This is a genomic window from Streptomyces sp. WMMB 714, assembly GCF_900090125.1.
Lineage (GTDB): Bacteria > Actinomycetota > Actinomycetes > Streptomycetales > Streptomycetaceae > Streptomyces > Streptomyces daqingensis.
The window spans coordinates 291,318-305,509 of sequence record NZ_FMHJ01000006.1 but is presented as its reverse complement, the minus strand read 5'-3'; the positions used below and the strand labels follow the sequence as shown (position 1 = coordinate 305,509).

Annotated in this window: 10 protein-coding genes; 2 read left to right on the top strand and 8 right to left on the bottom strand. The window is 73.2% G+C overall.

Annotated features, from left to right (window positions below; translation table 11 throughout):
* Positions 1 to 24: 24 nt before the first annotated feature.
* Positions 25 to 3,543: a hypothetical protein gene (locus H181DRAFT_RS13395; protein ID WP_045864603.1), complete on the top strand. Its 3,519-nt coding sequence runs from the start codon at positions 25 to 27 to the stop codon at positions 3,541 to 3,543.
* Positions 3,544 to 3,601: 58 nt separating this feature from the next.
* Here H181DRAFT_RS13395 and H181DRAFT_RS13390 read toward each other — a convergent pair whose 3' ends face one another.
* The 5 genes from H181DRAFT_RS13390 to H181DRAFT_RS13370 form a co-directional block, all read right to left on the bottom strand.
* Entirely contained in the window at positions 3,602 to 5,221 is a 1,620-nt protein-coding gene (locus H181DRAFT_RS13390; RefSeq protein WP_045864602.1) for an ABC-F family ATP-binding cassette domain-containing protein, read from the bottom strand.
* Positions 5,222 to 5,603: 382 nt separating this feature from the next.
* Positions 5,604 to 8,045 (bottom strand): Tex family protein, encoded by a 2,442-nt coding sequence (locus H181DRAFT_RS13385; RefSeq protein WP_045864601.1) that lies wholly within the window; start codon positions 8,043 to 8,045, stop codon positions 5,604 to 5,606.
* A gap of 209 nt (positions 8,046 to 8,254) precedes the next feature.
* A complete protein-coding gene (locus H181DRAFT_RS29925) occupies positions 8,255 to 8,380 on the bottom strand; it encodes an LPFR motif small protein (protein ID WP_254666829.1) in 126 nt (41 codons plus the stop codon).
* A gap of 188 nt (positions 8,381 to 8,568) precedes the next feature.
* Positions 8,569 to 9,432: an SCO6745 family protein gene (locus H181DRAFT_RS13375; RefSeq protein ID WP_045864599.1), complete on the bottom strand. Its 864-nt coding sequence runs from the start codon at positions 9,430 to 9,432 to the stop codon at positions 8,569 to 8,571.
* A 64-nt stretch (positions 9,433 to 9,496) separates the two neighbouring features.
* Positions 9,497 to 10,312, bottom strand: coding sequence for an enoyl-CoA hydratase/isomerase family protein (locus tag H181DRAFT_RS13370; protein ID WP_045864598.1), 816 nt, complete (start codon positions 10,310 to 10,312; stop codon positions 9,497 to 9,499).
* 221 nt (positions 10,313 to 10,533) lie between these two features.
* Here H181DRAFT_RS13370 and H181DRAFT_RS13365 point away from each other — a divergent pair, with 221 nt between their 5' ends.
* Positions 10,534 to 11,073: an ATP-binding protein gene (locus H181DRAFT_RS13365; protein WP_045864788.1), complete on the top strand. Its 540-nt coding sequence runs from the start codon at positions 10,534 to 10,536 to the stop codon at positions 11,071 to 11,073.
* Here the strand turns inward: H181DRAFT_RS13365 and idi are convergent.
* The 3 genes from idi to galE form a co-directional block, all read right to left on the bottom strand.
* Positions 11,048 to 11,608 carry an isopentenyl-diphosphate Delta-isomerase gene (idi, locus tag H181DRAFT_RS13360; RefSeq protein ID WP_045864597.1) on the bottom strand — a complete coding sequence of 187 codons (561 nt, stop codon included), beginning with the start codon at positions 11,606 to 11,608 and terminating at the stop codon, positions 11,048 to 11,050. The two genes, H181DRAFT_RS13365 and idi, sit on opposite strands and share 26 nt — an antisense overlap.
* A gap of 50 nt (positions 11,609 to 11,658) precedes the next feature.
* Positions 11,659 to 12,594 (bottom strand): cation diffusion facilitator family transporter, encoded by a 936-nt coding sequence (locus H181DRAFT_RS13355; protein ID WP_045864596.1) that lies wholly within the window; start codon positions 12,592 to 12,594, stop codon positions 11,659 to 11,661.
* Positions 12,595 to 12,811: 217 nt separating this feature from the next.
* Positions 12,812 to 13,855, bottom strand: coding sequence for a UDP-glucose 4-epimerase GalE (galE, locus tag H181DRAFT_RS13350; RefSeq protein ID WP_045864595.1), 1,044 nt, complete (start codon positions 13,853 to 13,855; stop codon positions 12,812 to 12,814).
* Between the last annotated feature and the right edge of the window lie 337 nt (positions 13,856 to 14,192).

The window sequence follows — 14,192 nt, the reverse complement described above, 5'->3', positions numbered from 1 at the left end:
CGGCCAGCAGGCAGAATCCCCGCCATGTCCCGTGCCGCCGCCACCGAACTCCTCGACGCTCTCGAACCGCTCGCTCACCGGGAGCGCATACGCCTGCTCTGCGCCCGCGCCCGAGAAGCCGCCGGCAGCGACGAACTCGCCGGGCTGCTGGACGGGTTGGAGCAGCACGGGATGTACGGCAGGCGGCTGGCGGTCATCGCCGCGAGCGCGGGCCGGGACCACGCCCACCTGTCGGCCCGGCTGGCGCACCCCGACGCGTTCGTGCGCGGCCACGCCCAGCGGGCGGCCGTCGCGCCCTCCGGCGGGATCACCGACGACGCCCTCCTGCAGGCGCTGCACGCCGCTCCCGCAGCCATCCGCGCGGAGCTGCTGCGCACCATCGTCGCCGGCGGGCGCAGCGAACTCGCCGACGGCCTCATCGACGTGCTCCGCACCCGCTGGGGCGACGCGGAGGCCGCCAGGCTCCTGCCCGGCTGCGGCGGCGCGACGGTCGAGCGGCTGCTGCCGGAGCTGTTCCACACGGTCGCCGGCTGGGGAGCGCTCGCCGGACGCCACCCCGGGGCGGTGCTCGCCGAGTCCGCCCGGCAGCTCGACGAACTGCCGCCGGTGCTCCGCGAGTTGTGGTGGGACCGGTATGCCGCGGGAGTGGCGCGTACCGCCGCCGCCCGCCCCGAAGAGGTTCTCGGACTGCTGGAGCGCTACCGGGAGCGGCTTCCGCTGCCCCTGCCGTTCTGGCCGCAACTGCCGCGCCTCGTCGCCGCGGACCCCGGCCGTACGGTCCGCCTGCTCCTCGCGGACGAGCACTCCGGCCGCCTGCTGGAGAGGGGCCTGCCCCCTGCCGTGCTGCGCCGCCTGGTCAGGGCCGACGCCCCGGAGCTGTACGAGCTGGGACGTGCCTGGAGCCGCAGCCCGAAGCGTTTCGCGGAGCTGCTGCGGGCGCTGCCGCCCGGCCGCCGCGCCGCCTTCTACGACGCCGTGACCGAGGACGAGGACCGCTCCCACGAGCGCCTCGACGAGGAGGTCCTCGACGCGCTGCCGCACGAGCGCCGCGAGGCGGAGGCGCAGCGGATGGCCCAGCAGGCCCGGGACAGGGAGGCCCACTGGGCGACCGTCCTCGCGGCCGTCGCCCACCTGCCCGGCCAGGAGGCCCGCGAAGAGCTGGAGGAGGCGACCCGGCGTCCCGCGGCGGAGGACCGCGCCCGGGCATGGCCGCTGCTCGTACGCCAGACCGTGCGCGCCGCCCGCCGCGGCGGCGGCGACCACGCCCGCGTCAACGAGCTGCTCGCCGCCATGGCACGGCTGCGGAACGAGCAGGACGCCGTCAGGTGGTCCGCCCTGAACGCGCTGACGTCGCTGCCTCCGCGGCTGCTCACGGATGAGGCCGCGGACCACCTCGACCGCCTCACCGGCGATGCCGTCCAGGCCCCCGACTCCTCGCACGAGACCCGGGAGGTCCTGGGGCGCCTCGCCGGGGCGGTCCTGCGGGAACACGTCGCGAGCGGCCGCCGCGCCCTCGTCGGATGGGCGCTGCGCACCATCGTCCGCCTCACCGGCGACACCGGCGGGGCCGATCTGGGCAGGCTCGACCGCACGCTGCCCCGCGGCCAGGAGCACACCGTCCACGAGTCGCTGCGCTACTGGCTGGAGGCCGGCGCGGAGAAGGACGACCACGGGCTGACGTTCGCGCTCGCCCGCGCGGTCGGCGCGCGCGCCGACGACATGCCGGAACTGCAGGAACTCCTGTGGCAGGCGGTGCAGTTCGGCAGCGAGGCCAACGCACGGGCGGCGGTCGGGCTGTGGCTGCGCGATCCGCGTGCGCGGGACGCCAGGGCCGCGGACGTGCTGTCCCTGGACGCGTCGGCCGCGGTGCTGCCCGCGGTCTCCCGCACGCTCTGCCGGCGCCGCACCGATCTGCTCGACACCGTGCTGGGCGAGGCCCCGCCCTACGGACGGTTCCTCACCAAGGACGACACGCCCCCCATGCCGCCCGTCGGCAGGTGGACGGACCGCTGGCTGCCCCGCCAGCAGCGGGCCGCGGCGCAGCTCCTCGCGCACGAGGCGGACGACGACACCAACGGCATGGCCCGGCGGAAGGCCGCACTCTCGAAGCTCGCGCACGTACCCGGCGAGGGCGCGCGGGAGCTGCGCCTCTGGGTGAACGACTGGGTCGAGGACGAGGCGGAGCTCGCCGAGTCGGCGATGGCGGCCCTCGTACGCACCGACCGTCCCGAGGAGGCGCTGCCCGCCCTGCTTGCCCACACCGCCGAGGGCCGGGCGCGCAACGCCGTCCGGGCACTCGCTCATGCCTGCCGCTTCCTCGCTCCGTCACAGCTGACCGACGTGGTGCGCGGACTGCTGCTTCCCCCGGGGGAGAACGGGGGGAGACCCGGCGCCGCCCCAGGAGCCGAGCCCTCCGGGACCACCGGGGACGCCCGTCGTGAACCGTCCCCGGAGAGCCTCCGCGAGGAGTCGCCGGCCGGGGTGGCGGTCGCCGCGCGGCGGCAGGCCGTACGCCTCGCCGCGTCGATGCTGCCGGTGTCGGAGGCCGCGGAGGTGCTGCTCGCCGCGTACGAACTCCCGGGCCAGCACGTGGACGTGCGGGCGGCCTGCGTCACCTCGGCGGCGCAGCTGCTGGACGACCGCCGCGCCTGGCAGGTGATCGCGTCCGCCGCCGAGGGCGAACCCGTCCTGTGCCAGGCCGTGCTGCGCACCCGCCCCCTCCACCTGCCCGAACGCCACCGGGAGCGCTACGCCCGGATCGTCACCGGACTGGGCGGGGCGGAGGACCCCCAGGTCGCCGAGACGGTCCACTCCTCGCTCGCGCACTGGGCGCCGTGGGCCCCGGCGGCGGCGGACGTCCTCGCGAACGCGGTCACCGACCTCTCCAACCGCGGCACCTGGCAGTACGCCGCGGACGGCCTGGTGGAGCTGGCCGCAGCCCTCCCCGGGAGCGCCTCCACGTTCACCGACGTGGTCTCGCGGCTCATCGCCTCCGACGCCGACCCGCACACCCCCGACGCGGACCCGGACCGCGACCGCCCCGCGCGGCGCCGAGTCGAGCACATCGTGTTCACCTTGGGGAGACGGGCGGGCAGCCACCGCAACGCCCGCCAGGCTGCCGGGCAGACGGGCGTACTGCTCGCCGGGCACGAGGAGTTCGTGCCGCTGGCCGCACGCCTGCTCTGCTCGGCCGTCGACCTCGGCGCCGACGAGGAGACGCTGGCCAGGCAGCTGCGCGGCATCGCCGGCCTCCACGCCCAGCTGCCCGGGCAGGCGTGGCGCACCGCCGACGAACTGCGCCGCACCCTGCAGTCCGGCCACCGGCCGTCCGGCAGCAGCGAGCGCCTCCTGCGGGTCGCGCGCGGTCTGGTGGCGGACGGAGGCCACGCCTCCGGCCTGCTGGCCGTGGCGCTCGCCGCGGCCGTGAACCCCCGCAGCGGCTGGAGCGAACCGTGGCGGGCCTTCCTGCGGGATGTCCGCAGGCACGAGGTGCCGGACGTACGGGTGGCCGCCCTGGAGGTGGCGACCGCCACGGGGGAGTGACCGCCGGGTCCCCGGGCGGGGCCGTCCCGGTACGGCGGACGGCCCCGCGGGGCCTCCGTCACAGCTCCGCCGGATCGCACTCCTGCAGTTCGCCGTCCAGCCGCAGCCAGCGGGTGACGCCGATGTCCCGCAGGAACGGCATGTCGTGGCACGCCACGATCAGCGCACCCGCGTACGACTCCAGTGCCGAGCGCAGCTGCCGCACGCTCGCCATGTCGAGGTTGTTGGTCGGCTCGTCCAGCATCAGCAGCTGCGGCGCGGGCTCGGCGAGCATCAGCGCCGCCAGCGTCGCCCGGAACCGCTCGCCGCCCGAGAGCGTGCCCACGGTCTGGTCGGCGCGCGCGCCGCGGAAGAGGAACCGCGCGAGCTGCGCCCGCACCTGGTTCACGCTCGCCGACGGCGCGAGCGCGCACACGTTCTCCACCAGCGTGAGCGAGTCGTCCAGCAGATCCAGCCGCTGCGGCAGGTACCTCAGCGGCACATGCGCCTCCGCCTCGCCCGAGACGGGCGCGAGACCGCCGGCGATCGTGCGCAGCAGCGTCGTCTTCCCGGCTCCGTTGTCCCCGGTGAGGGCGATCCTCTCGGCCCCGTGCACGCGCAGCTCGGCCCGCGCGCCGTAGCGCAGCTCCAGCTCCCGGAGGGTGAGCACCTGACGTCCCGACGGGACCGCGGTGAACGGGAGGTCGACGCGGATCTCGTCGTCGTCGCGGACCTTCCCGGCGGCCTCGTCGAGACGCCCGCGGGCGTCGTCCAGGCGCTGCTCGTGCATGATGCGGTGCTTCCCGGCCGAGACCTGGGCCTCGCGCTTCCGCTCGTTCATGACGATCTTCGGCTGGCTCTTGCTGGCGTGCATCTTGTTGCCGTAGCGCACTCGCTTCGCCAACTTCATCTGCGCCTCGCCCAGTTCACGCCGCTGGCGCTTCACATCGGCTTCGGCGACGCGCAACTTGCGCTCCGCGGCGTCCTGTTCCGTGGCGATGGCCTCCTCGTACGCGGACAGCGTGCCGCCGAAGGTGCGGATGCCGCCCGCGCGCAACTCCGCGACCCGGTCGACCAGTTCCAGCAGTTCGCGGTCGTGGCTGACCACCACGAGGACGCCCTGCCACGCGGAGACCGTCTCGTAGAGGCGGCGCCGGGCCCGCCGGTCGAGGTTGTTGGTCGGCTCGTCCAGCAGCAGCACGTCCGGCCGCCGCAGCAGCAGCGCCGCCAGCCGCAGCATCACCGACTCCCCGCCGGACAGCTCGCCGATGGTGCGGTCCAGGCCGATGCGCTCCAGCCCCAGCTGGTCCAGCATCGCGCGGGCGCGCTCCTCGACGTCCCAGTCGTCGCCGACGGCGGTGAAGTTCTCCTCCCGCACGTCGCCCGCCTCGATGGCGTGCAGCGCGGTACGCGCCTCGGCGATGCCCAGCGCCTCGTCGACGCGCCGGCCGGTCTCCAGCGTCAGCCCCTGCGGCAGGTAGCCGATCTCGCCCGTGACCTGCACGGTGCCGCCGGCGGGGGCGAGTTCGCTGGAGAGCAGGCGCAGCAGGGTCGACTTGCCCGAGCCGTTCGAGCCGATCAGCCCGGTACGCCCGGGGCCCACCTGCCAGTCGAAGTCCGAGAAGACCTCGGTGCCGTCAGGCCAGTTGAACGAGAGACGGGCGCAGGTGAGAGAGGGGGAAGAGTGGGTGGTGGACATGAGGGCTCCTCGGCTGGACGCGGGGGCGGGCGGTGGACGACGTGGAACACCGCAGCCCGCGACCGGGCGGAACGAGGAGCGAAGGAGAGAAGCAGAGCGGGAAAGCCGTTCCGGAGAACGAAAGCCGCCGACGGCAGGCTCGCAGCTCGCTTCCGAGGTCGCACTCGTGGCACGCACAGAGGGGGTGCACGGTGTTCTTCGACCTCAGACGAGCAATGGCCTCTCCTGTCAGCGGCAATGGGGCAGTCACAGAAACTACGCCGGTTTGCGGAGAGCGGCAACCGGATTTCTCGGGGGCGACGGCAACACGGGCCACCCGCGCGGGCGACCGGACAGCGGAGGCGGCCGCGACCCCTGCGAGGAGCCCCGGCCGCCTCGCCGGTCACCGCTTCTTTCCGTCGCCCAGCAGACCCGCGCGGCGCAGCGCCTCCGCCATCTCGTTGTTCGCCGGCGCCGAGTCCCGCCGCTGCCCCCTGCCGCCGTTGCCGCCGCCGCCCTGGCGGCCCGCGTTCTGCCGGCCGGAGCTCTGCCTGCCGCCGCCCTGGCGCTGGCGAGGCGCGCGGTCACCACCGCCCTGCCTGCGGCGGCCCTCACCGCCGGAGGCGCCGTCACCGCCCGCACCGTTCGCCGCGACGTCGTCGTCGAGCCGCAGCGTCAGCGAGATCCGCTTCCGCGCGACGTCGATGTCCCGGACCTTCACCTTCACGATGTCGCCCGGCTTCACCACGTCCCGCGGGTCCTTCACGAACGTCTTCGACATCGCCGACACGTGGACCAGGCCGTCCTGGTGCACACCCACGTCGACGAAGGCACCGAAGGCCGCGACGTTCGTCACGACGCCCTCCAGGACCATGCCCGGCTCCAGATCGCCGAGCTTCTCCACGCCCTCCTTGAAGGTCGCCGTCCTGAACGCGGGCCGGGGGTCGCGTCCGGGCTTCTCCAGCTCCCGGATGATGTCGGTGACCGTCGGCAGACCGAAGGTGTCGTCGACGAAGTTCTCCGGGCTCAGGGAACGCAGCAGCGCGGTGTTGCCCACGAGGGTCGGCACGTCCGTCCCGGCGGCCTTCACCATCGTGCGCACGACGGGGTACGCCTCCGGGTGCACGCTGGAGGCGTCCAGCGGGTCCTCGCCGTCCCGGATGCGCAGGAAGCCCGCGCACTGCTCGTACGCCTTCGGGCCGAGCCGCGCCACGTCCTTGAGTTCGCGGCGGCTCTTGAACGGGCCGTGCCCGTCGCGGTGCGACACGATGTTCTCGGCGAGTACCGACCCGATGCCGGACACCCGGGAGAGCAGGGGCGCCGACGCCGTGTTGACGTCGACCCCGACGCCGTTCACGCAGTCCTCCACGACGGCGTCGAGGGAGCGGGAGAGCTTCACCTCTGACAGGTCGTGCTGGTACTGGCCGACGCCGATCGACTTGGGGTCGATCTTGACCAGCTCGGCGAGCGGGTCCTGGAGCCGCCGGGCGATGGACACCGCGCCCCTCAACGACACGTCCAGGTCGGGGAGTTCCTGCGAGGCGAACGCGGACGCCGAGTACACCGAGGCGCCCGCCTCGGAGACCATCACCTTCGTCAGCTTCAACTCCGGGTGCTTGGCGATCAGTTCACCCGCCAGCTTGTCCGTCTCGCGCGAGGCGGTGCCGTTGCCGATCGCGACGAGTTCGACGGAGTGCCGCTGCGCCAGGACCGCCAGCTTCGCCAGCGACTCGTCCCACCGCTTCTGCGGGGCGTGCGGATAGACCGTGTCCGTCGCGGCGACCTTGCCCGTCGCATCGACGACGGCCACCTTCACCCCCGTACGCAGCCCCGGGTCGAGACCCAGCGTGGCGCGGGTGCCGGCCGGCGCGGCGAGCAGCAGGTCGCGCAGGTTCGCGGCGAAGACACCCACGGCCTCGTCCTCGGCGGCCGTGCGCAGCCGCTGCCGCAGGTCGAGACCGAGGCGCACCAGGATGCGCGTCCGCCACGCCCAGCGCACCGTCTCGGCGAGCCAGGCGTCCGCGGGCCGGCCCTCGTCGCGTACTCCGAAGTGGCGGGCGACGGCGCGCTCGTACGGGCCGGGAGCGCGGTCCTTCGCCGGCGTCTCGTCCTCGGAGGGCTCCTCGGGCAGCAGCGCCAGTTCGAGGACCTCCTCCTTCTCCCCGCGCAGCATCGCCAGCACCCGGTGCGAGGGCAGCTCGGTGAAGCCCTCCGAGTAGTCGAAGTAGTCCTCGTACTTGGCGCCCTGCTCCTCCTTGCCCTCCCGCACCTTCGCGGCGAGCCGCCCGCGCGTCCACATCTGCTCGCGCAGCTCGCCGATCAGGTCCGCGTCCTCGCTGAAGCGCTCCGCGAGGATCGCGCGCGCCCCCTCCAGGGCGGCCGCGGCGTCGGCGACTCCCTTCTCGGCGTCGACGAACGCGGCGGCAGCGGCCTGCGGTTCGGTGCCGGGATCGCCCAGGAGGCCGTCGGCGAGCGGTTCGAGGCCCGCCTCGCGGGCGATCTGGGCCTTGGTGCGCCGCTTCGGCTTGAAGGGCAGGTAGATGTCCTCCAGGCGCGCCTTGGAGTCCGCGGCCCGGATCTGCTGCTCCAGCTTCTCGTCGAGCTTGCCCTGCGACCGGACGGACTCGAGGACGGCCTCCCGCCGCTCCTCCAACTCCCGCAGATAGCGCAGCCGCTCCTCCAGGGAGCGCAGCTGCGCGTCGTCGAGCATCTCTGTCGCTTCTTTGCGGTAGCGCGCGATGAACGGCACGGTCGAACCGCCGTCGAGCAGCTCGACGGCGGCCTTGACCTGCCGCTCCCGTACGCCGAGTTCCTCGGCGATCCTGCCTTCGATGGTCGTCGTCACGTTGCTTGGTCCGCCTTCTCGGTGCTGGGTGTCCCCGGTGAGCCTGCATTGTGGCAGGTGGCACCCTCAGGCGGACGTGCAGACCGGGCCCGCGTCGGAAACAGCCCCGGCGCGGGCCCGGTTCGCCGCCGGGTTCTCGGCGTTCCACGTGCGCTCGACGCGCCACTCACCGCGTCGCCGCGGGGGAGAGGGCGTCACCCGGATCGGGGTCAGACCCTGCGTCCTGTGCGCGAGGCTCCGCCGAAGAGCTTGGCGAGGAGACGGAACGGAAGGGTCACTACTGTGGCGATGGCGCCCCCGACCATGCGGAGGGCGTCTGCGATTGCTCGGAACATGCCGTCCGGGTAACCGGACTCGGCGTCCGCAAACAACCGGTCCGCCGGCCGCGCCGGCAGCCCGTCTCTCCCGACGGTCCCCAACTCCCTTGCCGCAGGCGCCGTTCGGCACGCGCACCGCTCTCCCCTGCTCCCTTCGCTCCCGCCCCGCCGGACCGCCGCCGCACGCTCTCCGTGCGGAACGCCGGTCAGTCGCGTCCGAAGAGGTCGTCGGGGAACGCGCCGGCGGTGGCGGCCGCGGCGGAGAACTCCGAGGCCAGCTCCGTCAGTCTGGCCACACCTTCGGCGCCGAGGTGCTCGTAGGGGGCGCTGTCCATCAGGTCCGTCCTGTACTCCAGTTCCTTGCGCAGGGCCGTGCCCTCCTCGGTGAGGTCGCCCTCCGCGTCCATCAACCCCCGCTCGCGGAGCCGGTCCTGGGCCGACGCCCAGTCCTTGGCGTTGTAGCCGCGCGTCGCGAGCACCCACTTGGGTGCCATGCCCCGGCCGCTGGCGGTGTGGCTGGCGAGCGCCTCCAGGGGGTCGAGGCCCGCCTGGAGCAGGGCGGCGATGTGGGCGTCCCCGCGGTGCTCGCGCAGCATGGTGGCGGCGTGCCAGAAGGCGAGGTGCGGGGCGGAAGGTACGGGCAGGTCCGCGTTGGCGGCGTACAGCGGCCGGCCGGAGCGCGTGCAGCCCTCGGCGGCCCTGAGCGCGAGCCCCGCGGCTTCCTCCATCTGCGGCGACGAGACGGCCTCCGCGCCCAGCAGGTCGCGCAGCATCGTGTCGACGGCGCGCAGCCGGGCGGCCAGCACCGTCGCGGGGGAGGCGGACTCCCACACGGCCGGGACGTGGCGGGCCACGAGCTCGTGCCGGAAGTTGTAGAAGGTCGCCGTCACGGCTCCGGGGCCCACCGCACCGAGCGGTGCGGCTCGTCCGGCCAGGTAGACGGCGCTGGGGTCCTCGATGCCGTACGGGGCGAGTTCCCTGCCCAGCTCGGGGGAGAAGTACAGAGCGGAGTGGAGCGGATTGACCATGTGATGGCAGCGCCGGGCGGCGCGCTCGGGGAGAGACGTCATGACAACAGGTTACCGAGAAGTAATACCGGATCGGGGGTCGCTTCCAGCGGATTTCACGCCCCTCTCACACTGTCCCGGCGAACCCGCCACCGCGCCCCGGAGTCCACGTGAAGCGCGGCTCGCGGCGCTCCAGGAACGCCGCGACGCCTTCCGCCGCCTCCTCCCTCGCTCCCGCGACGCCCTGCCAGTGGTCGATGCGGGCGGCATCGCACCGTCCGTCGGCGAACTCCTTGGCGGACGCCTGAGTCAGCTGCGAGCGCGCGGCGAGCGTGCGCGCGAAGCCGGCGACCCTCTCGTCCAGGGCCTCCTCCGGGTGCACCTCGTCGACCAGGCCCGTGCGCAGGGCCCACTCGGCGTCGATCAACTCCCCGGAGAAGAGCAGGAACTTGGCCGTGGCGGGGCCCGTGAGCCGCGCCAGCCGCCGGGTCGAGGACGCCGGGTAGACGATGCCGAGCTTCGCGGGCGTGACGCCGAACAGGGCGCCGGCTGAAGCGAAGCGGAGATCGCACGCGGCCGCGAGCTGCGCGCCGCCGCCCACGCAGTGGCCGCGCACGGCCGCGACCGTCGGCTTGGGAAACGCGGCGAGCGCCTCCTCGGCGGCGACGGCCAGCTGCTGCGACGTCTCGGGCGACTCACGGAGCGTGGAGATGTCGGCGCCCGCGCAGAACGTCCCGCGCGCCCCGGTGAGGACGAGCGTCCGTACGGCCGGGTCGTCGGCGAAGCCCGCGAGCAGCGGCGGCAGCTCACGCCACATCGCCGGTGTCATGGCGTTCCGCTTGGCGGGGTTGTGGATGGTGACGGTCGCGACGCCGTCGGAGGAAACGGCGAGCAGCGCGGGCTGCGCGGGCGGTTCCGGGAGGGGCGGCTCGGCTTGCTCCATGCACGGATCGTAACCGGGCCATGGCCATGGGCCTCCGGTGAGGAGAGCCAAGCTCAGTCAGAGAACCGATCGGTGCGTAAGTCTTCTGTCAATTGCCATCGATAAGTGCCGACTTGCGGTCAGTGCATGGGATCAGGCCTCTGGCATACCAACACTCGTTGCACGCGCCAAATGCATGTACATCTGCAAGAACACTCCGGGAGAGAGAGCGGGTGCGGGAGATGGATAGCCCTGGGAGTCATCCGCCTGGAACCGGCGGACAGTCCCCGGTCGCGCTGCCTGTACGGGAAACGAGCGAGAGCACCTCCCCCGAGGGGACCTGGCGTTTCACGGCCCCTGCACAGGACTCGGCGGTGCCCCAACTGCGGCACGCCGTCCGGGATCTCGTACGGCGCCGGGGAGTGGTACCCGAGGACACGCTGGGGAACCTGCTGCTGATCCTCTCCGAACTGGCCACGAACGCCCTACAGCACGCGGCCCTGCTCTCGTCCGAGATCGGCGTCGAGGTGAGCCTGCAGCGGGGGTGGCTCCGCGTGGCCGTGGAGGACGGCCACCCCTACAGGCCCAAGGCCCTCGACGCCGAACCCGAGCACGAACTCCTCCACGGCAGGGGGCTGCTGCTGGTGAAGACGGTCACGCAGGAGGCCGGGGGGCTCTGCGACGTCGAACAGACGGGGACCGGCGGGAAGGTCATCTGGGCCGCGCTCCCGCTGCCGCGTCGTCCCGCCTCCGGGCTCACCAGCCCGCTGAACCGCCTGTGAGCTCGTTGATCGCGGGCCGCGCCGCGTCGAGCACCGTCATGAACCAGGTGGAGAAAGGATCTTCGCCGTGCCGGCGCTTGAGCTCCTGCGCCGTCACGAACGCCGTCTCGGCGACCTCCTCCGGGTCGGGCTCCGGCACCTCGCGCACGAGGCCGACGAACAGGTGGTTGTACTCCTGCTCCACCAGCCCCGACGCCGGGTCCGGATGGTTGTACCGGACCGTCCCCGCCTCACTCATCAGCAGCGGCGCCACGCCCAGCTCCTCGCTCACCCGCCGCGCCGAGGCCACGAAGGGCTTCTCGTCCGGGTACGGGTGACCGCAGCAGGTGTTGGACCACACACCCGGGGAGTGGTACTTGCCCAGCGCGCGGCGCTGCAGCAGCAGCCGCCCCGAGTCGTCGAAGAGGAAGACGGAGAACGCGCGATGCAGCCGCCCCGGCGGGACGTGGGCGGAGAGCTTTTCCGCGGTTCCGATCGTCTTACCGTCCTCATCGACCAGTTCGAGCATGATCGGGGCCGCGGTGCTGTTCGCCATGTCCATCCTTCAATAGGAACTCTCCGGCAATGCGCCCAGTTTGCCGTACGTCAGTGGCACAACTTCGCTTCGTGGACCGCATGTCCGCGCGGCTCCAGCTGGAACGTGCAGTGCTCCACGTCGAAGTGGTCGCCGAGGCAGCACTGGAGGTCGTGCAGCACGCGTTCCTGGCCGACGGAGTCCAGCACCTCCTGCGCGACGACGACGTGCGCGGAGAGCACCGGCATGCCGGAGGTGATCGTCCACACGTGCAGATCGTGCAGGTCGTCGACGCCGTCCACGGAGAGGATGTGCTCGCGCACCTCGGCGAGGTCCACGTCCCGCGGAGCCGACTCCAGCAGCACGTCCAGCGCCTCGCGCGCGAGTCTGAGCGTGCGGGGGACGATCATCGCGCCGATGACCAGGGAGGCGATCGGGTCGGCGGGAAGCCAGCCCGTCCACAGCACGACCGCCGCCGAGACCAGCACGGCCAGCGAGCCCAGCGCGTCGGCCAGCACCTCCAGGAACGCGCCTCGCACGTTGATGCTCTCCCGCTGGCCGCGGAGCAGCAGCCCCAGCGAGACGCTGTTCGCCGCGAGGCCTATGGCGCCGAAGACGAGGGTGAGACCGCCGTCGGTGGGCGCGGGGTCGATGAAGCGTTCGACGGACTCGTAGAGGATGAACCCGCCGACGCCCAGCAGCAGTACGCAGTTGGCCAGCGCGGCGAGGATCTCCGCCCGGGCGAATCCGAAGGTGCGGCGCTCGGTCGCGGGCCGGTTGGCGAAGTGGATGGCCAGCAGCGCCATGCCGAGTCCGAGGGCGTCGGTCGCCATGTGGCCCGCGTCGGCCAGCAGGGCCAGCGAGTCGGCGAGCAGACCGCCCACGATCTGCGTGAGCAGCACGCCGAGCGTGATGCCGAGCGCGATACGCAGCCGCGAGCGGTAGGCGGCGGCAGCGGTACCGCCCGGTTCCGGCCGCGGCCCTCCGTGATCGTGCCCTGCGCCCATCGCCGCAAGCCTCCTGCGTCCCCTCGGTCTCGCGCACAGCGCCTGACGGTGGCAAGTCAACTACGCCGGACGGGTCGGTGCAACGCGACGCTGAACACCGTTGTCATGTGCCGTGACCTGCGCTTTTGCGTCAGGGGAGGATCCGGGCGGGCCCGTGCAGGTCAGAGCGGGGGCGGCGGCCCGGCCGGCGCGGAGGGACCGGCGGCCCGGGCCCGGCTCAGCGGGCCTCGGGGTGGTGCAGGCACCAGCCTTCCCACGCCGAGGTGAGCATGTCGCGCATGGAGAGCCGGGCCGTCCAGCCGAGCTCCTTCGCCACCAGTTCAGCCGAGGCCACGACGCGCGCCGGGTCTCCCGCGCGGCGGGGCGCGACCCGGGCGGCGGGCTCGCGTTTCCCGGTGATCTCGGCGACGAGGTCGGCCATCTCCCGGACGGACACGCCCTTGCCGGTGCCGATGTTCACCGTGAGGTCGCGCCCCGGCGCCTCACCCGCCGGCGCCGTCTCGCCGGACGCACCGGTCCCACCGGTCCCGCCGGCCTCCGCGTCCAGTCGCCGGGCCGCCGCGAGATGGGCCTCGGCCAGGTCCTGGACGTGGATGTAGTCCCGCACGCAGGTGCCGTCCGGGGTCGGATAGTCGTCCCCGAAGATCAGCGGGGCCTCGCCGCGCGTGAGGGCGTCGAAGAACATCGGGACGATGTTGAACACGCCCGTGTCCGCCAGTTCTGGCCGGGCCGCTCCCGCCACGTTGAAGTAGCGCAGGCACGCCGTCGCCATGCCGGCCGCCCGGCCGGTGGCACGCACCAGCCATTCGCCGGTGAGCTTCGTCTCCCCGTAGGGGTTCATCGGCAGGCACGGCGTCTCCTCTGTGACGAGATCGACGTCCGGCGTGCCGTAGACGGCGGCCGACGAGGAGAAGACGAACTTCCGTACCCCGGCTTCCACCACCGCTTCGAGGAGCACGGTCAGCCCGTGCACGTTCTCCCTGTAGTAGTACAGCGGCCGCTCCACGGACTCGCCCACCTGCTTCCGTGCGGCGAGGTGGAGGACCCCCGTGACCTGGTGCTCCTCCAGCACCCGGTCCAGCAGCCGCCGGTCCGAGACCGTGCCCTCCACGAGCACCGGCTGCGGTTCCGCCCCCTTCAGCCGTGCCGGAACCCCCGCTGTGAGGTCGTCCAGCACGACCACGCGCTCACCGGCCTCCAGCATCGTCCGCACCACGTGCGCCCCGATGTATCCCGCCCCACCTGTGATCAACCACGTCATATCGGCAGCCTATCCGCAGCCGTGCCGGGCCGCTCCGGGGCTGCGGCGCCCCGGACGGGCCCGCCGGCCCGGCTCCAGCAGGGCCCGGCGTAGGCCGGGAGCAGCGGTCGTGCGCTCCGGAAAGACAGGGAAGTCACCCGTACGAAGACGACGATCGAGCACTGCCGGAGCGGGCCGGAACCCGCGACGGCATCTCACCGGCGAGCCGACTGAGGGCCCGGCGGCCACCGCCCGCCGCCACGGCGACCGCATTTGTCGGGCCGCTCATGATCGACCATGCTGTGCCCCCAGCAGGGCAACAGCCGCACGGTGAACGCGCGATGAAAGCTCGCTCACC

Bases quoted from the DNA above. Each gene is read 5' to 3' on its own strand.
- H181DRAFT_RS29925 (WP_254666829.1), bottom strand. From the start codon at position 8,380: ATGTTCCGAGCAATCGCAGACGCCCTCCGCATGGTCGGGGGCGCCATC.
- H181DRAFT_RS13365 (WP_045864788.1), top strand. From the start codon at position 10,534: ATGGATAGCCCTGGGAGTCATCCGCCTGGAACCGGCGGACAGTCCCCG.
- galE (WP_045864595.1), bottom strand. From the start codon at position 13,855: ATGACGTGGTTGATCACAGGTGGGGCGGGATACATCGGGGCGCACGTG.
- H181DRAFT_RS13355 (WP_045864596.1), bottom strand. From the start codon at position 12,594: ATGGGCGCAGGGCACGATCACGGAGGGCCGCGGCCGGAACCGGGCGGT.
- H181DRAFT_RS13370 (WP_045864598.1), bottom strand. From the start codon at position 10,312: ATGGAGCAAGCCGAGCCGCCCCTCCCGGAACCGCCCGCGCAGCCCGCG.
- H181DRAFT_RS13390 (WP_045864602.1), bottom strand. From the start codon at position 5,221: ATGTCCACCACCCACTCTTCCCCCTCTCTCACCTGCGCCCGTCTCTCG.
- idi (WP_045864597.1), bottom strand. From the start codon at position 11,608: ATGGCGAACAGCACCGCGGCCCCGATCATGCTCGAACTGGTCGATGAG.
- H181DRAFT_RS13375 (WP_045864599.1), bottom strand. From the start codon at position 9,432: ATGACGTCTCTCCCCGAGCGCGCCGCCCGGCGCTGCCATCACATGGTC.
- H181DRAFT_RS13395 (WP_045864603.1), top strand. From the start codon at position 25: ATGTCCCGTGCCGCCGCCACCGAACTCCTCGACGCTCTCGAACCGCTC.